Raw genomic sequence first — 23,414 nt, forward strand, 5'->3', positions numbered from 1 at the left:
ACAACTGTAGGTAGTACTGAACGAATAAAATCAAAACCATTGGAAACACCCGAAAACGAAAGATTTAGAGATTCTATCGGCACCATAAACGAAGAGGGTAAACGTGCATGGGTGTATCCCAAAAAACCTAATGGTAAGTATTACGATTATCGTAAATGGGTGAGTTATGGATTATTGATATTTCTTATTTCTGCTCCTTTCATCAAAATTAACGGTAACCAGTTCTTACTATTTAATGTCCTAGAACGCCGTTTTAACATTTTTGGAGCACCATTTTGGCCTCAAGATTTTCATTTGTTTGTGATATCCATGCTCATTGGTGTTATATTTATAACTCTATTCACCGTTGCTTTTGGTAGGATATTTTGTGGGTGGATATGCCCGCAAACGATTTTCATGGAAATGGTTTTTCGAAGAATAGAATACTGGATCGAAGGTGATCGCGGAAAACAAATACGTCTAAATAAACAACCTTGGAATGCAGAAAAGATTCGAAAACGTATCCTTAAATGGACTATATTTTTTATCATCTCGTTCCTAATTGCTAATATATTTTTAGCCTATTTGATCGAAAGTGATGTGTTGTTACGATATATCATTGATGGACCTTTTCAACATGTAAGCACCCTAATCTCTTTACTTATATTTACGGCTGTCTTCTATTTTGTATTCGCATGGTTTAGAGAACAAGTTTGTATTATTGCATGCCCCTATGGACGATTACAAGGTGTGCTACTCGACTCTAAATCAATTGTAGTTGCTTATGATTATAAGCGTGGAGAGAAAGAAGAAGGAAGAGCCAAGTTTAAGAAAAATGAAGACCGCCCTTCTACCGGGAAAGGAGATTGTATTGATTGTTTTCAATGTGTACATGTTTGTCCGACAGGAATTGATATTCGTAATGGTACACAGCTAGAATGTGTAAACTGTACGGCTTGTATTGATGCCTGTGATCATATGATGGAAAGTGTAAACCTTCCTAAAGGATTAATACGATATGCCAGTGAAGATAACATTGCTAAAAAAGCAAAATTTAAATTCACCCCAAGATTAAAAGGGTATAGTGCTGTTCTGGTAATTCTAACTGGTGTTTTACTAGGAATGTCATTTCTAAGAAACGACGTAGAAGCAAATATCTTACGATTACCAGGGCAATTATACGAGAGAAAAAATGATAATATCATTAGTAACGTATACACCTATAAACTGGTTAATAAAACCACGGCAGAAATTAAAGATGTTCGTTTTGAATTAATGTCCCATAAAGGGAAAATAGAGCTAGTTACTCATAAGAATTTTAATGTTCCTAAACAGGGAATTGCCGAAGGCACTTTGTTTATTGAAATCAATGGTGCTGCTCTAAATGGGGACAGTGACCGATTAAAAATCGGAGTATATAGTAATGACAAATTAATTGAAACAACGATTACTGCATTTTTAGGACCTAGAAGTTATAGGTAATAAAAATATAAAACTATAAATTATAGTGGATTTTCAACCTATGCCTGAATGACAAGTATTTTGTTCCTTTTTGTCATTCTGGTATAGGTCAAACCCATAACAGAACTAAAGAAAGATATTATGAAAATAAACTGGGGAACCGCCATCGTATTAGTATTTATAGGGTTTATCTCTTTTATCCTATATTTTGTTGTAAAAATGAATACTAATTCAGACTATGAACACGATTTGGTAACTGAAGATTATTATAAACAAGAACTTGCTTTTCAGAATGAAATCAATGCTGAAAAAAACTCAAAAACATTACTAAAAGATGTTATCGTTAAAAAAACAGCAGAAGGTCTAGCCATCTCTTTTCCAGAAGATAAAAACTATAATGATATTTCTGGCACTATATCCTTCTACAGACCATCGAATAAAAAGTTGGATTTCGAAATTCCTATTTCACTCTCTACTTCAGAATTAATAATTGAAGATAAGAATCTACTAGAAGGACGTTGGAATATCACTATTGATTGGAAATATGAAAATACTTCATATTTATTTAAAAAATCATTTACATATTAAATGCTTATATCTGCGTTCATATTAGGTTTATTGGGTAGTTTTCACTGTGTGGGAATGTGTGGTCCTATTGCCTTTATGCTACCTGTAAACAAATCTAATACCATTCAAAAATTCTTTCAGGTATTTCTATATCATTTTGGGCGATTATTATCCTATAGTATCATTGGATTATTCTTCGGAATCATAGGGAAGAGTTTAAATCTTTTTGGATTACAGCAAAAATTATCTATTGGAGTTGGCGTTTTGATGATCGTAGTTATATTGATCCCATATCAAATTTTTTCTAAATATAATTTCTCAAAACCGATTTACAAAATTATCTCCAAAGTCAAAAATGCCCTGGGGGCTGCCTTGAAAAAGAAAACGCCAGATACTTTTCTCTCCATTGGTTTCTTAAATGGTTTTTTGCCCTGTGGTTTAGTTTATATGGCTGTTTTTGGAGCCATTGCTTCTGGTCATATTCTCAAAGGTAGTTTGTATATGACTTTTTTTGGATTAGGAACCATACCTTTAATGACAATGGCTGTATATGCTGGGAATTTTTTAAACAGAAAAGCCCGGCAACACATTCAAAAAATGATTCCTGTATTTGTAGTCATAATCGGATTATTATTTATTATACGAGGTCTTGGATTAGGGATCCCGTATCTTTCTCCTAAACCTGTAACCGAAATAGTTTCTGCAAATTTTGAGTGCCATTAATAGTGTATTTCGATAATATTTACTCCACTTATATAATTTTTAAGAGTTTTATTTATACCATAAATTCACTACAATAAAATACTCGACTGTACTTACCAGAACATATATGTAACCTTTGTTACCGAAACAAAGAATGAAAAACGTTAGATTTATGAGGTAAAACAATAACTGTTTACCAAATGAAAAGACGAAACTTTGTTAAAAAAACGGTATTAAGTTCTATGGTAGCAGTCATAGGATATGATATTGTTTTTGGAGCTATAATGCCCGAAGGATACGAGCCACTGGCATTGCAAGGTTCAGACCCTTACAAAATATTCAAAAAAGATAAAGGAATGGTCATTTTAAATGACAAACCTTGGAATATTGAGGCTAAAGCTCATTTATTGGATGATAAAGTGACTCCTAACAAATATATGTTTATTCGAAATAATGGTCTAATTCCCAAAAATATAAATGCTACAAACTGGACGTTAACAATTGATGGAGAATCTGTAGTCCAAAAGAAAACCTATACACTTACTGAACTAAAATCAAAATTTAAACAACATACCTACCAACTAACCTTAGAATGTGGAGGTAACGGCCGTAGTGAATTTGACCCTCCCGCAAAAGGCAATCAATGGACCGTTGGAGCGGTCTCTTGTGCAAATTGGACAGGTATTAGATTACGAGATCTTCTTGAAGATGTAGGCATAAAAGATAATGCCGTTTACATTGGGTATCATGCTGCCGATACTCACTTAAGTCAAGATCCCAATAAAGAACCTATATCCCGAGGAGCTCCAGTAGCAAAAGCTCTTCAGGATGAAACACTATTAGCCTTTCAAATGAATGGAGAAGATATTCCATTAGTTCATGGATATCCTCTACGTTTGATCGCTGGAGGATGGCCTGCTTCTGTTTCTGGTAAGTGGATCAACAGAATTAGTGTCCGTAACAAAATACACGATGGCACCAAAATGAAAGGGACTGCATATCGAATACCTTGTGAACCAGTAGCACCTGGTAAAAAAGTAAGTGATGAAGATATGTGTATCATAGAATCGATGCCTATAAAATCCTTAATTACACATCCTAAATCAGGAGCGATGATTGATGAAGGAAAAAAAATAAATATTAGAGGGCATGCCTGGGCTGGCGAATTGGAAGTCGATAAAATGGAATATTCAATTGATTTTGGAGCTACCTGGGAAAAATGTTCAATAGAAAAACCTGTAAATCGTCTTGCCTGGCAGCATTTTTATGCGACTATTAATTTTCCGAAAAAAGGATACTATGAAGTTTGGGCACGTGCCACAGATACACAAGGTGTTAGCCAGCCTATGATTCTCCCCGGTTGGAATCCTAAGGGATACTTAAATAATGCCTGTCACCGTATTGCAATAAAAGTCACATAAATGGAACAGCAAAATCAATTCAGACACTATGTTAAAGTTATTTATCGACTTTTGGTAATACTATTCATTATGGTTGGAATGATTACGATTAGTGGGGTTTATCTTCTTGTTGACCCTACATTGTCTGCATTTAAAAAAGAAGAGTTTAATTCAACTTATGTTACAACCATAGAAGAAGATGAAGACAAAATTGAAAATGGAATACATCTAAGAACTGGCCTGGTTGAAGCCAAAGGGTTAATGGAAGTAATAAATAATTGCACTAATTGTCATTCGTCTAAGCTCCTTATACAAAACAGGATGACTACAGAACGATGGATAGAAACGATACGATGGATGCAGGAAACTCAAAACTTATGGGATTTAGGAACCAATGAAGAAATCATTGTAAACTACCTCGTTACTAATTATCCTCCCAAGAAAAAAGGAAGGCGTGAAATATTAACAAATACTGAGTGGTATGATTTACAGGATTAGCAGCATGATAATTTTGGGGACACTATTTTTTTCCTGTACAAAATCTAAAGATAAAGTAAAGGATGTGATTTCTACAGAAACCAAAATAGATACAAAAACTTATTATAGTTCTAAACATCTAATAGAAGTTGAAGAATTAGTATCTCTTTCAAAACAGCAACATATAAAAATAATAGATTTTAGAACAGCAGAAGACTATGCTAAAAATCATATTAATGGGGCAATAAACATCTGGCGTACAGACATAGAGGACTTTTCATACCCCTATAACGGGATGATGGCTAAAAAAGAAAAAATTGAGCAATTATTTAGCAGATTAGGGATTAAAAATAACGATACCTTAATAGTATATGATGATAGAGGATCTTGTGATGCTGCTCGCTTCTGGTGGGTACTTAAAAATTATGATTTTAAATCTGTAAAAATATTAAATGGAGGGTTAATCTCTTGGAAAAAAGCAGGAGGCTTGATTAATAATCATACTGTATCGATTACTCCATCAGCTTTTACACTTCATAATAATACTTTTGAACTATATATTACAAAAGAAGAAATCATTAAAGCCATAAATTCTGATAAACAAGTCGTCATTCTAGACACCAGAAATATTGATGAATTTAGCGGCAAAAAACAAAAAAAAGGAGCTATTAAAGGAGGGAGAATTCCAAAAAGTATACTTATCGATTGGGCAGAAACCATAGACCATAAGGGAACGTACAAATTTAAATCTTATGATGATCTAAATACTATTTATGACAGAATGGGAGCATCAAAAACAGATACTATCATCACATACTGTCATAGTGGAGTACGCTCTGCACATACCACCTTTGTGCTCACAGAATTACTAGGATACAAAAATGTCAAAAATTATGATGGTTCCTGGGTAGAATGGAGTTATTTTAATGATCTGCCTTTTGAACAAGATGAGACAACAACAATAAAATAATAGTTATGGAAAAATATATAAGTGCATTTATCGACTCCTTTATGGGTAATATACAATGGACATGGAAATCAATGTTATTTGAAGTTCCATGGTATACCAATTATTTCTGGGGACTTATAATTATATCATTATTAGTCTGGGGGTTAGAAGTTATTTTTCCCTGGAGAAAAAATCAATCTGTTTTTAGAAAAGATTTTTGGCTAGATGGTTTCTATATGTTTTTTAATTTTTTTCTTTTTGCTATTGCTATAAGTGGTTTTTATAAGCTACTTGAAGTGATTTTTAAAGATATTGGGGTTTCTGCAAAAACTTTAACCATAATTGATGTTTCTAATCTTTCTACATGGGTACAACTTCTACTATTTTTTATTGTACTGGATTTTGTGCAATGGTTTACCCATATTTTACTTCATAAGTATCCATTCTTATGGAGATTTCATAAAATACACCATTCTGTTAAAGAAATGGGGTTTGCTGCACACCTAAGATATCATTGGATGGAAAACATTTTCTATAAACCACTTAAAACTATTGGTGTAATGGTTCTAGGTGGTTTTGAACCAGAACAGGCTTACATTGTACATTTTTTAGCAATTACAATTGGCCATTTTAATCATTCTAATATAAAAATTACCTGGGGACCGCTTAAATACATCCTAAATAACCCAGTCATGCATTTATATCATCATTCTTATGAATTACCTAAAGGCTCTTATGGTGTGAATTTTGGAATTAGTTTAAGTCTTTGGGATTATATCTTTAAGACCAACTATATCCCCGAAGATAGCGGCACAATAGCTTTAGGATTTCCTGGTGATGAAAAAGTCCCTGAAAATTTTATTGGTCAAATTATCTATGGCTTCAAAACATCAAAACAGAAAAAAGAATAGCTTTTCAAATTCTTAAGAGTATCAAACAGTCATCGAAAACAACATTGTTTCTGGTATTTTTCGTTGTAATCTAAGGTCAAAAGCCATACAGATATTACGAACAAAAGGACGTCCTTTTTCTGTGACATGAATATGAGAATCATTAATCACCAGTAATTGATCTGCTTCTAATTCTTTTAAGTTCTGTAACACCTCAGGTAGTTCTTTAAAATACATATGATCATCTTCCCATTTGGTACTAAAATGACACATCAAATTAAGGATATGTTTGCGTATAATCTGATCTTCTATAGTTAAAATATGCCCTCGATAAACAGGAATAATACCCTCTTTCACCAAATGCTGGTATTCTTCTACTCCTTTTACATTTTGAGCAAAACCATACCAACTATCACTAATTGCAGATACTCCCAAACCAATCATTGCATGTGTTTTGGAAGCTGTATATCCCATAAAATTACGATGCAGACTTTGATTTTCCATAGATTGGTATAGTGAATCATTTTTTAAGGCAAAATGATCCATCCCAATTTCTACATAACCTACTTCTGATAGTAGCTTTTTTCCTATTTCATATTGTTTCCGCTTTTGTTCTCCTGTTGGGAGATCCGATTCTTTAAAACCTCGTTGCCCATTACCTTTCTGCCATGGTACGTGCGCATAACTGTAGAATGCCAGTCGATCAGGTAATAGTTCTTTTGTCTTTAGGATTGTATCAACTACTGCTTCTTGTGTTTGAAAAGGCAGTCCAAAAATAATGTCATGCCCAACAGAGGTGAAACCAATTTCTCTGGCAGTCTCTGTTACATATTTTACATTCTCAAAAGGTTGAATCCTATGGATTGCTCTTTGTACCGTTTCGTTATAATCCTGCACACCAAAACTTACTCTTCTGAAACCAACATCATATAACGCCTGCAAATGTTCTCTAGTAGTATTATTGGGATGCCCTTCAAAACTTAATTCACAATCTTTTGCTTGTTCTACTCCAGAGAAAATACCATTAATTAGATACTGTAAATTTTCGGGCGAAAAAAATGTAGGTGTACCTCCTCCCAGATGTAACTCTTTTATTTTGGGCTTAGTCTCAAAAAATTTAAGGTACAATTGCCATTCTTTTAAAATCGTATTTATATAGGGCTCCTCTACATCATGTCGTTTTGTAATACGTTTATTGCATCCACAAAAAGTGCACATACTTTCACAAAATGGTAGGTGGATATATAAACTTATTCCTTCTGTATTATTACTTTCTGTAAACGATTGTTGAATGGATGTTGTCCATTTTTTTAATGAAAAAGTATTGATATCCCAATAAGGGACAGTAGGATAACTTGTGTATCGAGGTCCAGGAATATTATATTTATGAATTAAATTTGTGCCCATTTTTTTGTTTTTTTGAACTATTCTTAGCTGTCATCAATGTGGCTAGCTTACACCTAATTAATTATATTATAAAAACCCGATATTTCTTCTCTCCTCATTTACAAATTATTCATGTAATACTAAAAAAGGGATATTGATATGATAACTTATTTTTTCGACTGTAGGGTGAAACAAAATACGTTGGAAGAAATTAAGGTTTTTGGCAATCATAGTAATCATATCAATGTCTCTGCTTTCAACAAAACATTGTATCGCTTCTTCGATATTGGGGTTAGACAGGAAGTGAAAACTATGCTCTATTTCATCAATAGAATCATCTAGAAAGTCTTTATTTTTTCTTTGTCGATCGGTTAATTCTTGTTCTTTTTTGGCAACATGCAAAATCCGTAAAGCGGCTTCATTTAAAGTAAGAGTATCCATGATCGTATTTAGCACTCTACTTTTGTATAACATATTATAATCTGTGGGAAATGCAATTTCTTTAGGCTTGGTATACTTGGCATTTTCGGGGATAACCAAAACCGGGCATTTTACTTTTGTAATTACATCTCCTGTATTACTGCCTATGGTTTTTTCCTTAATCCCAGAAGCTCCTTTGGTTCCCATAACAATAAAATCAATGTTCTTTTCCTTGACCTGTTTTCTAATCGCGTCTACAAAAAAAATATATTCATTAATTGTGAAAAAGCTATGTTTCGTATTTAAAGGTAGTTTCTCTATTCTTTTAAGCAATAATTGCATTTGCTCTTTATCGCTTTGTGTGCTTTTTTCTAAGACTGTTTCTTTTGAACCATAAAATGAATCTCCTCCCATCATTTCTTCAAAGGGAGAGACATGTAGCAAATAAAAGTTACATTTCACCCTTTTAAAAAATGACAATGCATATGTAATGGCATTCCACGAATTTTCAGAAAAATCTGTAGGGATCAGGATGTTCTTCATTTTTAATACTTTCTAATACAGCAAATGTATTAGGATGTACTCATGAAAAATATGACAAAAATCAGTTTGAGTGCTTTTGTATTTTTATTCTACTAGCTGAAGGCCAGATAAATCCAGAATTTTTATGTTACGCCCTTCGATTTCAATCAACCCATCTTTTTTAAAACTGGATAATGTACGTATCAAACTTTCTGTTGCAATCCCGGCTACACTTGCCAAATCATTTCTGGATATTTTTATACTATCCTGAGATTTTTTATTCAATACGTCGGCAAATTGAAGTATCGTTTGTGCCGTTTTTTTGCGTACCGAACTATAGGCCATTTGTAATAGTTGCTCTTTAATTTCAGAAAGATTATCTGTAAGTAGCTCCATTAATTCGAGAGAAATATTCTTACTTTTTTCTAGAATCTCTTTTAAATTGTTTTTTGATATTCCTGCTAATTCAGAGTCTTCAACCGCTGTTGCTGATTCTAAATATGGTGTATTATCTATAAACGAAGTGAACCCCAGGAAATCATCGGTTTTGTATAAAGTAGTGATCAGTTCTTTACCATTCTCATCCATTTTATGACTTTTAACAACTCCTTTTAGGATGAGATATATGTTATTAGAATGCTCTCCTTCTTCATAGATTACTTCTCCTTTCTTAAATTCAGAAATCTCACCATTATCATCAAAAAAATTCTTAAGCTCATGTAAATTCCTAAGTCCGTTATCCTCAGAAGTGCTTTTAGTAGAGGATTGTTGATCTCTAACAATTTTAGACAGTAATGCTGCTTTTGCAAGACGGCTCTCGATTGCATTCAATAGCTCCTCCTCTTCAAAAGGTTTGGTTAGGTAGTCATCTGCTCCCAAGTCCATTCCTTTTCTAATCTCTTTATGTTCTGTTTTTGCAGATAAAAATATAAAAGGAATATGGTTGGTTGTCGTATCAAAGGACAATGCTTCTAGTACTCCATATCCATCAACTTCGGGCATCATAATATCACAAACAATGATATCTGGTTTTTCTTCCTTGGCCTTAACGATCCCAACTTTTCCATTTGGAGAGGTGATTACTTTATAATCTGAAAGTTCTAACAGTTCTGCAGTGTTTTCTCTAAGTGCTGTGTCATCTTCGATTAAAAGAATAGTTTTCATGATTCACGAGTATTGGTTGTAGGTACAGTAACAGTAAATGTAGAACCTTTATTTTCCTTACTCGTAAAAGTAATACTCCCTCCTAGGTTTTCCAAATGACTTTTCACAATATTTAGCCCAATACCGGTTCCTTGATCTAACAAGGCATTTTCTGCCCTAAAATATCGCTTAAAAATAAAATCTTGTTCTTTTTTAGGAATACCAATACCTTGATCGATAATCTTAAATGTAAGGATATCATCTTCAAAACATACCTGTAAATCTATAGTGGTATGTTCTCCAGAATACTTGATGGCGTTATTAATTAAATTAGTGAGTGCAAGCTCCAAAATCTTTTCATCAAACTCTATAACATAGTCATCAATATCCTTAGGGTAATTTATTCTTTGCCCGTCTTTAAGTAACATATTAGCATCATAGACCACTTCATTAACAACTTTACTTAGTGGAAACTGACTGTATTTATAGGTTACTTTACCTGTTTCTAATCGTTCGATAGATAAAAAATCATTAAGGATATTGTCCAAGTACTTTACTTTGTTTTTTATGGTATCGAGATGCTTTTCTCTCTTTTCCTGTTGTTCTGTTTTAGTGTATTTTCCTGCAAGTGTGGCAGAAGTAAGAATACCACTTAATGGTGTTTTAAATTCATGTGAAACAAGCGAAAGAAATTTTGTTTTCAACTCACTTAAGTCTCGTTCTTTTTTTAAAGATTCTTTGGTTTGAGCTTCGGCCTCCATACGAAGTTTTACTTCTTCTTTTAATTCTTGTATGGTATGATGCAGTTCTTCTGTACGTTCTTCTATTTTATGCTCTAGCTTAGCATTTAGATCTTGTATTTGCTGTTCTTGTTGTTTCCGAAGTGTAATATCGATAACAAGGGCCATTACATAATTGTTACCATAAATTGTAAATGGATTTAATCCTGCTTCTACCGGAAATACAGAACCGTCTTTTCGTATCCCAAAAAGATCTCGCCCTGCTCCCATATGTCGTTTTTCACTGTGGTCTACAAAACCTTCAAAGTGTTTTTTGTGACCGTGATGGTATTTTCTTGGTATCAAAGTATTAAGGTGTTTTCCCACTAACTCATCTTTGTCATAACCAAAAATAGTATTCGCAGAACCATTAGTTGCCACTATTGTTTGCTCCTCGTTCACCACAATGATCCCTTCTGAAATGGCCTCAGAAAGTAATTTGAAAATATTATTATCCTTTTCGAAAACTTTCATGCTTCAAAAGTAATGATTTTGATTTATTACCAGAACTGATTTATGTCATAAAAAATATGATCAGATCTGATTAAATTTATATTCATTAACCGATAATTTTTTATGATATGAATACTGCTCAAAATATAGGGATTATATTTTATCAAAACCTAGGCAAGCTATTTTATGCAATTGCTGCATCGGATAAAGTAGTCCGCAAATCAGAATACGATTCCTTACGAAAAATTGTAAAGACAGAATGGTTAAAAGTAGATGACATTGAAGATGAGTTTGGTGTCGATGCTTCTTTTCAAATCGAGATTGTTTTTGACTGGCTTGATCATGAAGAGTTGAGTGCAGAAGATTGCTTTACTCAATTCGAAACATTTTTTAAAGAACACCAATCTCTTTTTACAGATAGACTAAAACAATTGATTTGGACTACATCTAATGCCATTGCAGGTGCGTTTTCTGGCAAAAACAAATCTGAATTAATGATGCTTGGTCGATTAAAATTAATTTTTGAAAAACAATAACTAATTTTCAAGTTAGCATATGGAGTTTATTGATTACTATAAAATATTAGATGTTTCAAAAAATGCTTCAGAAGGAGATATTAAAAAGGCGTATAGAAAACAAGCTCGAAAATATCACCCAGACCTAAATCCAAATGATAAAGAAGCAGAAAGAAAATTTAAAGAAGTTAATGAAGCAAATGAAGTATTAAGTAATCCCGAAAACCGAAAAAAATACGATCAATACGGTAAAGATTGGAAACATGCAGAAGAGTTTGAAAAAGCCAAGCAATCTCAGCAACAATACAATCGATCTGGACAACAGCAATACTATAAAAATTACTCAGAAAGTGATTTTTCAGATTTTTTCGAGTCTATGTTTGGAGGTTCAAGGAGAAGTTCTCCACAAGGTAGAACTCGATATAGAGGAGAAGATTATAATGCAGAATTACATCTTGATCTAATGGATGTCTATAAGACACATAAGAGAACACTAACTGTTAACAAAAAAAATATTCGTATTACAATTCCTGCAGGAGTTGAAAACGGGCAAACTATAAAGATCAAAAATCATGGAGGTCCAGGAATCGGAGGAGGTCCAAATGGAGATTTATACATTACTTTTCGTATTGAAAACAAAACCTTGTTTAAACGGATCAAAAGTGATCTCTATCTACAAGTAGATATTGATTTGTATACTGCAGTTTTGGGTGATGAAATTACAATCGAAACCCTTGACGGAAAAGTAAAACTAAATGTAAAACCCGAAACTCAAAATGGAACCAAAGCCAAACTAAAAGGAAAAGGATTTCCGGTATATAAAAAAGAAGGACAATTTGGAGATCTTTTTATCACATATGCTATCAAAATCCCAAATAACCTGTCGAAACAACAAAAAGAATTATTTAGAACATTATCCAAGCTTTAAATGTATTATAATGACTAAAGGACATCTTATACCAGCAATAGAATTCTGTTCACGTCACGAGATAGAATTCTCCTTCATAAACTCATTACATGAGTTTGGATTAATTGAAATTATTACTATTCGTCAAACCGTATTTTTAAACTCTGACGAATTACCCAGAATCGAACAAATTATACTATTCAATAAAGAATTAGAAATTAACCTCGAAGGAGTCGAAGTCATCATGCGTCTACTAGAACGAGTTCATCAAATTCAAAATGAAATGAACATACTTAAAAACAGATTAGGACTATATGAAAATTAACACCGGTAACGGTTCAAAGATTATCTGTATTCATCAAGCTTTCTTATGATTAGTTTGATTACATATTTGTAAAAACAAATAGAAAACAGATTTTTTTAATTACACACTACATAGTAAGAGGCGGGTTTCTAACGAAATCCGTCTTTTCATTTGTTAAACAAGATGATCATTATCATATTTTTTGATGATTTGCTGCCCTATTTTTATATGAATTAAAAACAAACCTATGAAAACTCTTATCGCTTGCCTCATTTTTTTAAGCCTTATTGCATGTAAAAAAGAGGTCTCTCCGCAAAAATCATCAGAGCAACAAGAAACCGAACAACATACAGAACAAAAAGCAGAAGATACGATATTGGTTTTTTCTGAAGAAAATCTTGAGCTCAACAAAGAGAAAACAAAAGCTATTAAAAAAGAACGATTAATTACCGCCAAAGATGATAAAACCAAATTACAAGAATTAGTAATTTCTAAGAGCTTTTTAAAAGAAGAAGATCTTTATGTTCTGGATTACAAATATCCATACCTAAATGAGAAAATGGATCCTTTATACTCGGTATTTAATAATTTTATTTCAGAAAATTATCTGAATATTGAAAAAACAGAAAATCAAATTCTTGAAGACAAAGAGTTACTTTGTGACACCTTAAAAATCGATAGGTTTAGAGATAAAAGAATTATTGATTATAAAATCTATAGTGTAAAAAGTGATCGTATTAGTGTTGTCCTTTACAAGGAGAATTATTATTCTGGAATGCTATATTCTACATACCTCTTTGATTGTGTGAACTTTGATCTTAAAAAACATGATTTCATTTATTTTGATGATTTCTTTGAAACTGGCACAGAAGAAGAAGTGTTTACTACTATAAATACAATTATAAAGGACGGTATTAGTTCTGGAGAATTGTATTATGACTGTTGGGAGCTTTCAAAAGGGGATTTTAAAGCTTATAAAAATAATTTTGTGGTAAATGATGATACTGTAGAATTTTATTTTGATGATTGTGTAATTTGTCCTTCGTATACGGGAACGTATTCTATAGAAATCCCAATAAAAGTTATAATGCATCTTATCAAAAAATATAATGACCGCCCGATAGTAAGTTAATTTCTTTAATTAAAAACTTTCTCGGTTCATTATTATAACTTAGCAATTAAGAGATTTGGCAGTATGAATAGCCATAATGATAAAAAAAAACAGATGAAAAGTAGTTTTAGCAATATCATTGAATCAAAAACACCAGTATTGGTAGATTTTTTTGCAGATTGGTGTGGCCCATGTAAAATGCTTGCGCCTATTCTTAAAGAGGTTAAAGATGAACTGGGAGATACGATCAAGATTGTTAAGATTGATGTAGATAAAAATCAACCTTTAGCATCAAAATATCAGGTTCGCGGTGTACCCACAATGATATTATTTAAAGAAGGCAAACAACTCTGGAGGCAATCTGGAGTATTGCAAAAAAATGATCTGCTTGGAGTAATAAATTCACACCAATAACCATGACACTCAATACATATATAGATCACACATTATTAAAAGCAGATGCTACAGTTGATGATATTAAAAAACTCTGTGCAGAAGCAAAAGAATATCATTTTTATGCAGTTTGTGTAAATAGTTATTATGTTGGTCTGGCAGAAAGTGAATTAATGCATACAGATGTTAATATAGCAGCTGTAATAGGTTTTCCTTTGGGTGCTACAATTACCAAAGTAAAGATATATGAAGCTCAACAATGTATTGATGAAGGTGCAAATGAAATTGATATGGTACTTAATATCGGACTCTTAAAATCCGGGTACTATACTATTGTAGAAGAGGAAATAAGAGTAATAAAGAAAGTAATTGGAGAACGTGTCCTGAAAGTAATTTTTGAAAATTGCTATCTCACCGATGCCGAAAAGAAAATTGCTTGTCAATTATCCTTAAATGCGGGAGCAGATTTTATAAAAACATCTACAGGTTTTGGCACCAGCGGTGCTACTTTGGATGATGTAAAACTCATGAAAAATGAAGTGCAGGATAACATCCAGATAAAAGCTTCTGGAGGAATCAGAGACTTGAAAACAGCAAAGCAATACATTGATTTAGGTGTATCCAGAATTGGTACCTCATCTGGGGTCACTATAGTAACTTCAAAATAAAATAAGATGAGTCTACACATCGCAGCACAACCGGGAGAAATAGCAGAAACAGTTTTATTACCAGGAGACCCTATGCGTGCCAAATGGATTGCGCAAACTTTTCTTGACAATCCTATCTGTTACAATGAAATTAGAGGAATGCTTGGCTATACCGGAACCTATAAAGGAAAACCTGTCTCTGTACAGGGTACTGGAATGGGAATTCCCTCTGCTTTAATTTACAGTCATGAACTTATTAGTGATTATGGAGTCAAAAATTTAATTCGAGTGGGTTCTGCAGGTTCATATCAAAAAGATATTAAGCTCAAAGATATTGTTATTGCCATGGCTGCCTCTTCTACTTCGAATATCAATACTGCACGATTTATAAATTCGGACTATTCTCCTACTGCAGATTTCGAATTATTTATGAAAGCAATACAGTATGCAAAAGATAATAACATTCCTATTAAAGCGGGAAATGTATTATCTTCTGATGAGTTCTATGAAGACAATCCTAATTCATATCAGCGTTGGGCAGAATTTGGAGTACTTTGTGTTGAGATGGAAACTGCCGGGTTGTATACTATTGCAGCAAAACATAAGGTTAAAGCTTTGGCTATTTTAACGATATCTGATTCATTAGTCACGGGAGAAAAAACATCTTCAAAAGAAAGAGAAACGACTTTTAGCAAAATGATTGATATTGCTTTAGGAACCTTATAAAAACACCTCACGATTATAATACAAACCTCGCAGATTTTAGAAACCTGCGAGGTTTTTTTGATTTATATTTTAAACGTGATCACAGGCTTGTTTGCATGATTTGCAATATCCTCACCGATACTACCATTAAAGAAATGCGCCAAACCACGACGACCATGAGTAGGAATCGCAATAATATCTGCATTGATCTTTTTACTATAATTAAAGACTCCGCTTTCTACACTATAATCGTTAAAGTAAGCTACCTTATTATACATATCAAGATTACCAGAATCTGCTTTAAAAAGGAATTCTTTTACTCTTTCTTCTATTTGGTCCGAACTTCTAAATTGTTCTCCCGGTAAATTAACATATAGTAAATGTATATTAACGCCTAGGGAGTTAAATAGTGTCATTGCATTATGATATGCTTTAATATTTTCTACCTTAAAATCACAGGCAAATACAACTTCTTTTAAAACAAAGTTATCTACAGGGTTCTTTATGACCAATACTGGGATATCTGATGTGCGTACTACTTTTTCTGTGTTTGATCCTATAAACACTTCTTCTCGTAAACCGCTAATACCATGGGATCCCATAACGATAAGATCTGCTTCCTTTTCATGAGCGACTTCGTTAATTTCACTAAAAATCTTATAATTTTGTACAGTCTCTGTAACTTCAATACCTTTAAGATATTCTTTATCTAGAAAGGTACTAAACCTTTTTTCGGCAAGCTTCATATAATACATCGCTTCATTTGCCTCCTGAGCTTCATTTTTAATCAATACGGCTTCAGACAATCCCAGCATATGCAATACTATGATTTCAGCATTTTGCTGTTTAGCCAATAGTGCTGCAACCTGCAATGCATATTCTGAATATTCTGAAAAGTCTATGGGTACAAGAATTTTTTTCATGATTATCTGTTTTTATACTATCAAAATTAAAAGATGTTATCGCCAATTAATATGATAATTATCATATCATTACACTACGCTAAAAAACAGTTTATTTGTAATACCTTTAAATACTACTACAGACAATGCAAAAACATTATAACATCACAGTCGAAGGAAAAGTCCAGGGAGTTTGGTATCGCAAAAGCACCCAATAAAAAGCCAAAACACTCAAAATTAAAGGACATGTAAAAAACCTACCTAACGGAAACGTCTACATAGAAGCCGAAGGAGATAAAAATCAACTTAGTCAATTATTAGAATGGTGTGCTATAGGTCCCGAATTTGCAAAAGTGGATACTGTTTCTTTTGAAGAAGGTGATTTACAGTTTTTTAAAAGCTTCGATATTTTGCGTTAGATGACCTTTATTAATTAAATCATAAATTAATTTAAGATCTTGTTAAGTATGACATTTCTCATTTTTAATCCTTTCAACGGATGGTATTTTTAAGCTATAAACTTAAATACACTAGCAATGAAAAATGCGCTTATGTATATGTTTAGCAACCTCCCTTTTGTGAGGATCATATCATAAGCTTTTCTTTTACTTAAATTAAAACATTAAAATTATGGAACCAACAGAAATAGAAATGAACAGTATGCCTAGAATAGGTGACGATGCACCAGATTTTGATGCGATAACCACGCACGGCGCTTTGAAGTTATCTGAATACGCAGACGGAAAATGGGTAGTTTTATTTTCGCATCCCGCAGATTTTACACCTGTTTGCACAACAGAACTAAGTGGTTTTGCAAAAAGAAAACAAGAATTTGAAGATTTAAACACTAAACTTATTGGGTTAAGCATAGATAGTATTCATTCTCATCTTGCCTGGGTAAATAATGTAAAAGAAAAGACTGGAGTATATCTTGATTTTCCGATCATAGCAGATCTGGATATGAAAGTTGCTAAACTATACGGTATGTTACAACCTAATGAAAGTAAAACCGCAGCTGTACGGGCTGTATTTTTTATTGATCCATATCAAAAAATAAGACTTATCATGTACTATCCTCTCAATGTTGGACGTAATATGGATGAAATCCTTAGAGTGTTGCATGGTTTACAAGTGTCTGATGAATACAAAGTAGCTTTACCGTTAAATTGGAAAAAAGGAGATAAAGTAATCGTTCCTCCTCCTAAGACGTTGAAGCAAATGGAAGAGAGAATACAGGATACTTCTTGTGAAAAAGTAGATTTTTACCTTGCCAGAAAAGAATTAAATCTCAACTAATACATAGTTAAGAGTATAACCAAACCTCCTACATTTTATATGCTTAGGAGGTTTTTGATTACTAACAAACAGAGGTCATAACTGTTTAAAAAACAACAAAGCCTACTAGAACCTATTTCTAGCAGGCTTTGTCAACTAACCAATCAATTATTGAAAAAACTTAGCATTATATGCAGCTCAATAAGACTGCATTACTTTTTTATTTTTATTTTTTGCCAATTCGTATCAGCTTTCTTTTGCAACTTTGGAGCATCTTCTTTTATCCATTTATCCAGTGTATTAATCCCCCACGAATTATAAAACAAGTATAACTTACCATCTCTTACTTCAAAGGTTTTAGGATTTATATCTACTTTTTCACTATTCACCGCTACAGCATAGGCACAATACCCTCCATATTGTGGAACATATTTATCAGGATTACTTTTAAATTTCTCTAAATTTTCCTGACTTGCAAATTTGTAGTTTACTTTATCATGAGTTGCTATAAACTTACCATCTCCCTTAACTGCCTTATTGCCAAAGTATTCTGTAACATCATATCCTTCTGCCACAAAATCTTTATTAGTATTATAATCTACTTGCTGAGCACTTACTACTGCTACAAAGGCAAAGAATAGTATAGTTATATATTGTTTCATGTATTAGTTTTATTACGCTCTTATCCATTAAGTCGTAAAAAAACCTAATCATTACACTTTTAACATAATTATAAGGTGTTTAAGCTATTATAGCAGAAAATTAGTAGTTTCCGGATACGGTATCAAAGCACTAATCAATAGACTAATGCTATCTTTTGCTATTAAGGTAATCGATAACAATGTAGCAGTAACTACTACAGCAGAAGCCAAATTATTTTGTTGAATATCTTTAAATTCATTTACACCTTTGGTAAGAGCAGAAAAAAGTAAAAAAACCGAAGTATTAATAAGCAAGGCAAATATAAATCCAATACATAGATACAATCCAGAATATTGAATAATCTCTCCAAATGTAATTTCATTTTCTCCAGACATCGACAGTCGTATCATATTGGTTATAGATGGGATAATTTCTCCCAGGATCATACCAATCGATAAAATAATTCCTGCTGCAAAAACAGAAAAAGCCATATTATCTTCTCTAAAAGAAACATTCTTAAAAAATACGCTTTGCAGAATTTTAAAAGAAATAAACAGTATGAGTACAGAAACGACAATAGCGAGTACTATTTCTATAAAAGCAAGGGTTAATAGTTTCGTTTGCATGAGTTTTAGGTGTTAGTTAGTACAATATGCCAATGATTTATGTTATCAAAATTTTTGGGTAATGTGCCAATAGTAAAATGTTTATTTGTGGTCTCCCATATATAATATCGTTTTCCATTCTGCACTTTATATATTCCTTTTGCCGGAATATGCAGCCCAAGAACAGAGTGCTTATAATAATCACTATTAAGAATAGCCACATCATACCCAAAATGGCTAAGAATAGCATAAATAATTACAGTTCTGGTATCGCAATCTCCTTTTAAATTTCCCATAAAACCTACAGGGTTTTGGATTCCGAAAGGAATATTACCTATACAGCAATCAGAACATTCTTCTAATATCACCCGAATAGATTCTTCATATTTTTCTGGAGACTCACAGTCATTTTCAAAAACAAAAGAGTAAGGAATATCCTGTATAAAAGTCACTACCATTTCTGCAAACTCAAATTGGTTTAGTTTATTTGTGTTTTTAATAGTAGTAAGTTCTTCGAGAATTAAGTCCAGCCTAGGCGTATCAGAAGTTACAAGATATTGATACAACTTACCCCAAGAGCCTTTTTTATGTTTTTGTACGGTATTAAGATATTCCTTTTTAGAGGAAAAGTAATCCTTTTCCCGAATCGAAAACTTTCCTTTAAAAGTATTACCATAATTATCAGTCCATTGTCTGTCCTGTCGTAATAACATTATAGAATCTCCTTCTTCAAGGGTTTTCTCACGATAAATATATTCTGAAACATCAGATTTCTGGTTTTCTATAGATACAGGAATAGCATCCAATACATGTCGTAATCCTAATAAAGATGCTAAAACAAATGTACTATACAGCATATATCGCCATTGAAAGCTTTTTTGATGACTATCTAATTTACCTAATAACCACGAAAGCAGTAATAGTAGTAATGCAAAGGCCCAGAATAAAGAAATAGGGAAAAAACCTTGTACAACACTACTACCAACCAAAGAGATTAATATAATCGCCGGAAACGAAAAACAACCTAATTTCTTTTTAATTGCCATATTTATAGCGTCATTAAATTACAGCCTCTGATATCACTATGGTCAAATCTACCAATAATTTCAAAACTCCCATTAGTATAAATTTTACCTAGGTCTTGAGTAGCGATAAAAGAACATGAATTTATATTAGCCAGATCCATAATATTTATCCCCCCTGTTTTATTTACCTCTAATTGAGTTAAAGCATCTTCAGGGTTCCTGACAGAAACTTTCATCCAGGGTGGGCAGTAAAAAAGTCCATCATTTTTAGAATACGCCTGCGATAATAACTCGGTCATCCCGTATTCACTATGAATTTGAGAAACCCCAAAACCATTTTTAAGAACTTCATGTAATTCTTCCCGAATCATTTCTTTTCTTCTCCCCTTCATCCCACCAGTTTCCATAATTATAGATGTATCGTTTAGCTGTACATTATAATTTTCAACAAGATCCAATAAAGCAAATGAAACACCCAGAAGAAGAATTTTTTTGTCTTCTGCAATAAGTTGTTGAAGGGTATCTACCAGTTTCTTAGTGTCATGTAGATAAAATCCACTCTGGGGATGATTACTATCGTTAATTAATTTTTCTGCCATATACACTAGAGAAGACCCGTCCCTTTCTAAATAAGAAGGTAGTAATGCCAATACTATATAATCGGTGATATCTCCATAGAAATGTTGAAATCCTTTTCTAAAACTTCTTTCATATACCGTAAGGTCACTAACATAATGTTTACTAGTTACATTACCTGTTGTACCGCTACTTGTAAAAATTTTATGTATCGAAGCTGTAGTACTAACAATTTTCTCTTGTTTAAAAAATTGAATGGGCAAATACGGGATATCATTAACGCATTTTACAGAAGTTTTGGCAATTCCTAAAAGATTACAAAATCTCTGATACGTTAAATTGTTGTTATATTGATAGTTAAAGATGCGTAGTGCTGATCTCTCAAAATCTGTGTCGTTCTGAATAGAAAAAATAGTATCAGCATGCATAAGGTTTGTTCAACAAATTTTGTAGAACAAAGGTATAAAAAAGACTCCCTTGTTTAGCAGTGTTTTTTATAAGATAATTTAAAGTATAATTAGTGAAAAACGATTATAGTTTAAAAAATTATTTAATGATAAGTTTCTTAGTAGCTTTTAATTCTCCTTCGGTAACCTTAATTACATATACACCAGGATTTAAATGGCTAATATCTAACTCTCTACCAATTAAAACTTTAAAAAGTACTTTTTCTCCTAAAACTGTGAAAATTGAAACTGTTTTGGTAAGGTCTTTAGTAGAGGTAATAGATAACATACTTCCAGCAGGTGCTGGATTAGGGTACAAACGCAATCCTTCGATTTTTATGCTCTTCGAATCTTGTGTTTTGGCCGTATCAGACTGTGCTTGAATTCCTGGAGCAAAAGAAAAGCAAATAAGACTAATACATGTAAGCAGCAAGTAGATTTTTTTCATACAAAAATTTATTTTGGGGCAATAAATATACAACATTATAATTAAAAATATTACAAATTATTAGCATACTTGTGTATAAACCACAGATTACATGGTAGTTCAGTACATAAGTTACGGTTTTCACTTACTATGCATCTTGATTTTTATTCCTAGTCTACAAATTTAGAACTCTTACGAAGAGAAAAAAATCAAGATGAGTTACTATTTAAATTTTGTAAATCAAAAATAATGCCTGATATTTGTTTCATCATGAAGTTATAAAAGAATTATGTACATAATTGTGCACATAGAGACCCCTCGATTTAGAAGCTAAGAATTCCTTCTTCAGTACTTCTTATTTATTTTTTTAATTCATAATTCTTTATTATCATGACTCAAAAAAAACTCACACTTACCCGTATATTTTCATATTTCAAGATTGCACTTACTGGCAAAGAACAAGAATTCACTTCAGGAAGTATTCGCAGAGCAGTTTTCATGCTTTCTGTGCCTATGGTTCTCGAAATGATGATGGAATCTATATTTTTTCTTGTAGATGCTTACTATGTTTCTAGTCTTGGAGCTAATGCTATAGCCACAGTAGGATTAACAGAATCTGTACTTACTCTGGTATATGCAATTGCTATTGGGCTTAGTATGGGAGTCACTGCAATTGTTGCCCGTAGAGTGGGTGAAAAAGATATTAGTGGTGCCTCACAAACAGCAATACAATCTATACTTTTAGGAATCGTAATTGCTATAATAATTAGCGCTATTGGTATTATTTTTCCGAAAGAAATACTTGGACTCGTGGGAGCCGAACCCGATCTTATTGCAGATGGATATGGCTATACCCAAGTATTATTAGGCGGAAACGTGACCATAATGCTGCTGTTTTTAATCAATGCTGTATTTAGAGGTGCAGGTGATGCCTCTGTAGCAATGCGAGTATTGATCTTTTCTAATATATTAAACATCATTCTGGATCCAATTTTTATTTTCGGATTTGGTCCTGTGCCTGCTTTTGGTGTACAGGGAGCAGCAATTGCTACAACTATAGGTAGAGGTAGTGCTGTGATATTTCAACTATTAATTCTTTTTTATGGCTGGAGTAAGATCAAGGTTGCTTTTAAAGATATTGTTTTTAGAGCCGAAATTATGGGTAATCTTATCAAAGTCTCTATAGGAGGGATTGGACAATTTATTATCGGAACATCTAGCTGGGTATTTTTGATGCGGATTATGGCAGAATTTGGTAGTGAAGTACTGGCAGGGTATACTATAGCTATTAGAGTATTAATGTTTACTCTAATGCCTTCCTGGGGAATGAGTAATGCTGCGGCTACATTGGTAGGTCAAAACCTAGGTGCTGCAAAGCCAGAACGTGCCGAGCAATCTGTTTGGAAAACAGGAAAATACAATGCATATTTCATGGCTATTGTATCTATATTTTACCTCTTATTTGCAGAAGCAATTATAAAAATCTTTAGTGATCAAGCATTAGTCATAGAGTATGGAGCCTTAAGTTTACGTGTAATTGCTGCGGGATATGTATTCTATGCGTATGGAATGGTGATCATACAATCTTTTAACGGGGCAGGTGATACCAAGACTCCTACTATCATCAATTTCTTTTGTTTCTGGGTATTTCAACTACCATTTGCATACCTCGCTGCTTTAGTTCTGGATTGGGGTGCAATGGGGGTATTTCTTGCAATTACCTTTGCCGAAGTTTTAATCGCAGTAATTGGGATTATTTGGTTTAAAAAAGGAAAATGGAAAGAAGTAAAAGTGTAGTATAGTAAT

Annotated in this window: 26 protein-coding genes and 1 pseudogene; 17 read left to right on the forward strand and 10 right to left on the reverse strand. The window is 32.8% G+C overall.

Translation table 11 applies throughout. From position 1 onward, the window contains the following. Window positions 1–39: 39 nt before the first annotated feature. The 7 genes from ccoG to Z054_RS0100585 all read left to right on the forward strand — a co-directional run bounded on the left by ccoG (window position 40) and on the right by Z054_RS0100585 (window position 6,446). Window positions 40–1,461: a cytochrome c oxidase accessory protein CcoG gene (ccoG, locus tag Z054_RS0100555; RefSeq protein WP_024768154.1), complete on the forward strand. Its 1,422-nt coding sequence runs from the start codon at window positions 40–42 to the stop codon at window positions 1,459–1,461. A 120-nt stretch (window positions 1,462–1,581) separates the two neighbouring features. After that, window positions 1,582–2,028: a FixH family protein gene (locus tag Z054_RS0100560; RefSeq protein ID WP_024768155.1), complete on the forward strand. Its 447-nt coding sequence runs from the start codon at window positions 1,582–1,584 to the stop codon at window positions 2,026–2,028. After that, window positions 2,029–2,730 carry a sulfite exporter TauE/SafE family protein gene (locus Z054_RS0100565; RefSeq protein ID WP_024768156.1) on the forward strand — a complete coding sequence of 234 codons (702 nt, stop codon included), beginning with the start codon at window positions 2,029–2,031 and terminating at the stop codon, window positions 2,728–2,730. Window positions 2,731–2,909: 179 nt separating this feature from the next. After that, on the forward strand, window positions 2,910–4,130 hold the full coding sequence (locus Z054_RS0100570) for a sulfite oxidase (protein WP_024768157.1): 1,221 nt from the start codon (window positions 2,910–2,912) through the stop codon (window positions 4,128–4,130). Further along, window positions 4,131–4,607: a hypothetical protein gene (locus Z054_RS0100575; protein ID WP_024768158.1), complete on the forward strand. Its 477-nt coding sequence runs from the start codon at window positions 4,131–4,133 to the stop codon at window positions 4,605–4,607. Next, complete coding sequence (locus Z054_RS0100580) at window positions 4,591–5,556, forward strand: sulfurtransferase (RefSeq protein ID WP_084050013.1); 966 nt, start codon at window positions 4,591–4,593, stop codon at window positions 5,554–5,556. Before Z054_RS0100575 ends, Z054_RS0100580 begins: the two co-directional genes overlap by 17 nt. Window positions 5,557–5,561: 5 nt before the next feature. After that, complete coding sequence (locus tag Z054_RS0100585) at window positions 5,562–6,446, forward strand: sterol desaturase family protein (protein WP_024768160.1); 885 nt, start codon at window positions 5,562–5,564, stop codon at window positions 6,444–6,446. Window positions 6,447–6,467: 21 nt separating this feature from the next. Here the strand turns inward: Z054_RS0100585 and hemN are convergent, their stop codons facing one another. From hemN to Z054_RS0100605, 4 genes are all read right to left on the reverse strand, one after another. Continuing rightward, window positions 6,468–7,832: an oxygen-independent coproporphyrinogen III oxidase gene (gene hemN, locus Z054_RS0100590; RefSeq protein WP_024768161.1), complete on the reverse strand. Its 1,365-nt coding sequence runs from the start codon at window positions 7,830–7,832 to the stop codon at window positions 6,468–6,470. Between the two features lie 105 nt (window positions 7,833–7,937). Continuing rightward, window positions 7,938–8,774, reverse strand: a complete 837-nt coding sequence (locus tag Z054_RS0100595) for a universal stress protein (protein WP_024768162.1) — start codon at window positions 8,772–8,774, stop codon at window positions 7,938–7,940. A gap of 84 nt (window positions 8,775–8,858) precedes the next feature. Next, on the reverse strand, window positions 8,859–9,917 hold the full coding sequence (locus Z054_RS0100600; RefSeq protein WP_024768163.1) for a response regulator: 1,059 nt from the start codon (window positions 9,915–9,917) through the stop codon (window positions 8,859–8,861). Next, the gene (locus Z054_RS0100605) at window positions 9,914–11,149 is read right to left on the reverse strand and encodes a PAS domain-containing sensor histidine kinase (protein WP_024768164.1); all 1,236 of its coding nucleotides are present in this window, start codon (window positions 11,147–11,149) and stop codon (window positions 9,914–9,916) included. Before Z054_RS0100605 ends, Z054_RS0100600 begins: the two co-directional genes overlap by 4 nt. A 107-nt stretch (window positions 11,150–11,256) precedes the next feature. On the opposite strand from Z054_RS0100605, the gene Z054_RS0100610 reads away from it, so the two are divergent. From Z054_RS0100610 to deoD, 7 genes are all read left to right on the forward strand, one after another. After that, on the forward strand, window positions 11,257–11,664 hold the full coding sequence (locus Z054_RS0100610; RefSeq protein WP_024768165.1) for a hypothetical protein: 408 nt from the start codon (window positions 11,257–11,259) through the stop codon (window positions 11,662–11,664). Between the two features lie 19 nt (window positions 11,665–11,683). Continuing rightward, window positions 11,684–12,571 carry a DnaJ C-terminal domain-containing protein gene (locus Z054_RS0100615; RefSeq protein ID WP_024768166.1) on the forward strand — a complete coding sequence of 296 codons (888 nt, stop codon included), beginning with the start codon at window positions 11,684–11,686 and terminating at the stop codon, window positions 12,569–12,571. 10 nt (window positions 12,572–12,581) lie between these two features. Continuing rightward, window positions 12,582–12,875: a chaperone modulator CbpM gene (locus Z054_RS0100620; RefSeq protein WP_024768167.1), complete on the forward strand. Its 294-nt coding sequence runs from the start codon at window positions 12,582–12,584 to the stop codon at window positions 12,873–12,875. Window positions 12,876–13,101: 226 nt separating this feature from the next. Next, a complete protein-coding gene (locus tag Z054_RS0100625) occupies window positions 13,102–13,986 on the forward strand; it encodes an RsiV family protein (RefSeq protein WP_024768168.1) in 885 nt (294 codons plus the stop codon). A 93-nt stretch (window positions 13,987–14,079) separates the two neighbouring features. Next, window positions 14,080–14,379: a thioredoxin gene (gene trxA, locus Z054_RS0100630; RefSeq protein ID WP_024768169.1), complete on the forward strand. Its 300-nt coding sequence runs from the start codon at window positions 14,080–14,082 to the stop codon at window positions 14,377–14,379. A gap of 2 nt (window positions 14,380–14,381) precedes the next feature. Beyond that, window positions 14,382–15,026, forward strand: a complete 645-nt coding sequence (deoC, locus tag Z054_RS0100635) for a deoxyribose-phosphate aldolase (protein ID WP_024768170.1) — start codon at window positions 14,382–14,384, stop codon at window positions 15,024–15,026. Between the two features lie 6 nt (window positions 15,027–15,032). Then, window positions 15,033–15,731, forward strand: coding sequence for a purine-nucleoside phosphorylase (gene deoD / locus Z054_RS0100640; RefSeq protein ID WP_024768171.1), 699 nt, complete (start codon window positions 15,033–15,035; stop codon window positions 15,729–15,731). Window positions 15,732–15,793: 62 nt separating this feature from the next. Here deoD and Z054_RS0100645 read toward each other — a convergent pair whose 3' ends face one another. After that, a complete protein-coding gene (locus Z054_RS0100645; protein ID WP_024768172.1) occupies window positions 15,794–16,633 on the reverse strand; it encodes a universal stress protein in 840 nt (279 codons plus the stop codon). A 209-nt stretch (window positions 16,634–16,842) separates the two neighbouring features. Between Z054_RS0100645 and Z054_RS32670 the strand changes: the two are divergent. Both Z054_RS32670 and Z054_RS0100650 read left to right on the forward strand, forming a co-directional pair. After that, a pseudogene (locus Z054_RS32670) lies at window positions 16,843–17,031 on the forward strand (acylphosphatase); the annotation flags it as partial. Between the two features lie 211 nt (window positions 17,032–17,242). Further along, entirely contained in the window at window positions 17,243–17,908 is a 666-nt protein-coding gene (locus Z054_RS0100650; protein ID WP_024768173.1) for a peroxiredoxin, read from the forward strand. 191 nt (window positions 17,909–18,099) lie between these two features. Here the strand turns inward: Z054_RS0100650 and Z054_RS0100655 are convergent, their stop codons facing one another. The 5 genes from Z054_RS0100655 to Z054_RS0100675 form a co-directional block, all read right to left on the reverse strand. Beyond that, on the reverse strand, window positions 18,100–18,549 hold the full coding sequence (locus Z054_RS0100655) for a YHS domain-containing (seleno)protein (RefSeq protein ID WP_024768174.1): 450 nt from the start codon (window positions 18,547–18,549) through the stop codon (window positions 18,100–18,102). An 87-nt stretch (window positions 18,550–18,636) separates the two neighbouring features. Continuing rightward, window positions 18,637–19,155, reverse strand: coding sequence for a DUF350 domain-containing protein (locus tag Z054_RS0100660; protein ID WP_024768175.1), 519 nt, complete (start codon window positions 19,153–19,155; stop codon window positions 18,637–18,639). Between the two features lie 5 nt (window positions 19,156–19,160). Beyond that, a complete protein-coding gene (locus Z054_RS0100665; RefSeq protein ID WP_024768176.1) occupies window positions 19,161–20,180 on the reverse strand; it encodes a hypothetical protein in 1,020 nt (339 codons plus the stop codon). Between the two features lie 2 nt (window positions 20,181–20,182). Continuing rightward, complete coding sequence (locus Z054_RS0100670; RefSeq protein WP_024768177.1) at window positions 20,183–21,163, reverse strand: LuxE/PaaK family acyltransferase; 981 nt, start codon at window positions 21,161–21,163, stop codon at window positions 20,183–20,185. A gap of 118 nt (window positions 21,164–21,281) precedes the next feature. After that, complete coding sequence (locus Z054_RS0100675; RefSeq protein ID WP_024768178.1) at window positions 21,282–21,629, reverse strand: T9SS type A sorting domain-containing protein; 348 nt, start codon at window positions 21,627–21,629, stop codon at window positions 21,282–21,284. A gap of 369 nt (window positions 21,630–21,998) precedes the next feature. Between Z054_RS0100675 and Z054_RS0100680 the strand changes: the two genes are divergently transcribed. After that, window positions 21,999–23,405, forward strand: a complete 1,407-nt coding sequence (locus Z054_RS0100680) for an MATE family efflux transporter (RefSeq protein ID WP_024768179.1) — start codon at window positions 21,999–22,001, stop codon at window positions 23,403–23,405. Window positions 23,406–23,414 lie beyond the last annotated feature (9 nt).

Source organism: Aquimarina macrocephali JAMB N27, from assembly GCF_000520995.1.
GTDB lineage: Bacteria > Bacteroidota > Bacteroidia > Flavobacteriales > Flavobacteriaceae > Aquimarina > Aquimarina macrocephali.

What these genes read in the sequence shown, in the direction of transcription:
- Z054_RS0100645 (WP_024768172.1), bottom strand. Translation starts at nt 16,633, where the DNA reads ATGAAAAAAATTCTTGTACCCATAGACTTTTCAGAATATTCAGAATAT.
- Z054_RS0100650 (WP_024768173.1), top strand. Translation starts at nt 17,243, where the DNA reads ATGGAACCAACAGAAATAGAAATGAACAGTATGCCTAGAATAGGTGAC.
- Z054_RS0100570 (WP_024768157.1), top strand. Translation starts at nt 2,910, where the DNA reads ATGAAAAGACGAAACTTTGTTAAAAAAACGGTATTAAGTTCTATGGTA.
- Z054_RS0100660 (WP_024768175.1), bottom strand. Translation starts at nt 19,155, where the DNA reads ATGCAAACGAAACTATTAACCCTTGCTTTTATAGAAATAGTACTCGCT.
- trxA (WP_024768169.1), top strand. Translation starts at nt 14,080, where the DNA reads ATGAAAAGTAGTTTTAGCAATATCATTGAATCAAAAACACCAGTATTG.
- deoD (WP_024768171.1), top strand. Translation starts at nt 15,033, where the DNA reads ATGAGTCTACACATCGCAGCACAACCGGGAGAAATAGCAGAAACAGTT.
- deoC (WP_024768170.1), top strand. Translation starts at nt 14,382, where the DNA reads ATGACACTCAATACATATATAGATCACACATTATTAAAAGCAGATGCT.
- Z054_RS0100675 (WP_024768178.1), bottom strand. Translation starts at nt 21,629, where the DNA reads ATGAAAAAAATCTACTTGCTGCTTACATGTATTAGTCTTATTTGCTTT.
- Z054_RS0100580 (WP_084050013.1), top strand. Translation starts at nt 4,591, where the DNA reads ATGATTTACAGGATTAGCAGCATGATAATTTTGGGGACACTATTTTTT.
- Z054_RS0100620 (WP_024768167.1), top strand. Translation starts at nt 12,582, where the DNA reads ATGACTAAAGGACATCTTATACCAGCAATAGAATTCTGTTCACGTCAC.
- hemN (WP_024768161.1), bottom strand. Translation starts at nt 7,832, where the DNA reads ATGGGCACAAATTTAATTCATAAATATAATATTCCTGGACCTCGATAC.
- Z054_RS0100600 (WP_024768163.1), bottom strand. Translation starts at nt 9,917, where the DNA reads ATGAAAACTATTCTTTTAATCGAAGATGACACAGCACTTAGAGAAAAC.
- Z054_RS0100610 (WP_024768165.1), top strand. Translation starts at nt 11,257, where the DNA reads ATGAATACTGCTCAAAATATAGGGATTATATTTTATCAAAACCTAGGC.
- Z054_RS0100680 (WP_024768179.1), top strand. Translation starts at nt 21,999, where the DNA reads ATGACTCAAAAAAAACTCACACTTACCCGTATATTTTCATATTTCAAG.
- Z054_RS0100670 (WP_024768177.1), bottom strand. Translation starts at nt 21,163, where the DNA reads ATGCATGCTGATACTATTTTTTCTATTCAGAACGACACAGATTTTGAG.
- Z054_RS0100655 (WP_024768174.1), bottom strand. Translation starts at nt 18,549, where the DNA reads ATGAAACAATATATAACTATACTATTCTTTGCCTTTGTAGCAGTAGTA.
- Z054_RS0100615 (WP_024768166.1), top strand. Translation starts at nt 11,684, where the DNA reads ATGGAGTTTATTGATTACTATAAAATATTAGATGTTTCAAAAAATGCT.
- Z054_RS0100585 (WP_024768160.1), top strand. Translation starts at nt 5,562, where the DNA reads ATGGAAAAATATATAAGTGCATTTATCGACTCCTTTATGGGTAATATA.
- Z054_RS0100565 (WP_024768156.1), top strand. Translation starts at nt 2,029, where the DNA reads ATGCTTATATCTGCGTTCATATTAGGTTTATTGGGTAGTTTTCACTGT.
- Z054_RS0100560 (WP_024768155.1), top strand. Translation starts at nt 1,582, where the DNA reads ATGAAAATAAACTGGGGAACCGCCATCGTATTAGTATTTATAGGGTTT.
- Z054_RS0100575 (WP_024768158.1), top strand. Translation starts at nt 4,131, where the DNA reads ATGGAACAGCAAAATCAATTCAGACACTATGTTAAAGTTATTTATCGA.
- Z054_RS0100605 (WP_024768164.1), bottom strand. Translation starts at nt 11,149, where the DNA reads ATGAAAGTTTTCGAAAAGGATAATAATATTTTCAAATTACTTTCTGAG.
- Z054_RS0100665 (WP_024768176.1), bottom strand. Translation starts at nt 20,180, where the DNA reads ATGGCAATTAAAAAGAAATTAGGTTGTTTTTCGTTTCCGGCGATTATA.
- Z054_RS0100595 (WP_024768162.1), bottom strand. Translation starts at nt 8,774, where the DNA reads ATGAAGAACATCCTGATCCCTACAGATTTTTCTGAAAATTCGTGGAAT.
- Z054_RS0100625 (WP_024768168.1), top strand. Translation starts at nt 13,102, where the DNA reads ATGAAAACTCTTATCGCTTGCCTCATTTTTTTAAGCCTTATTGCATGT.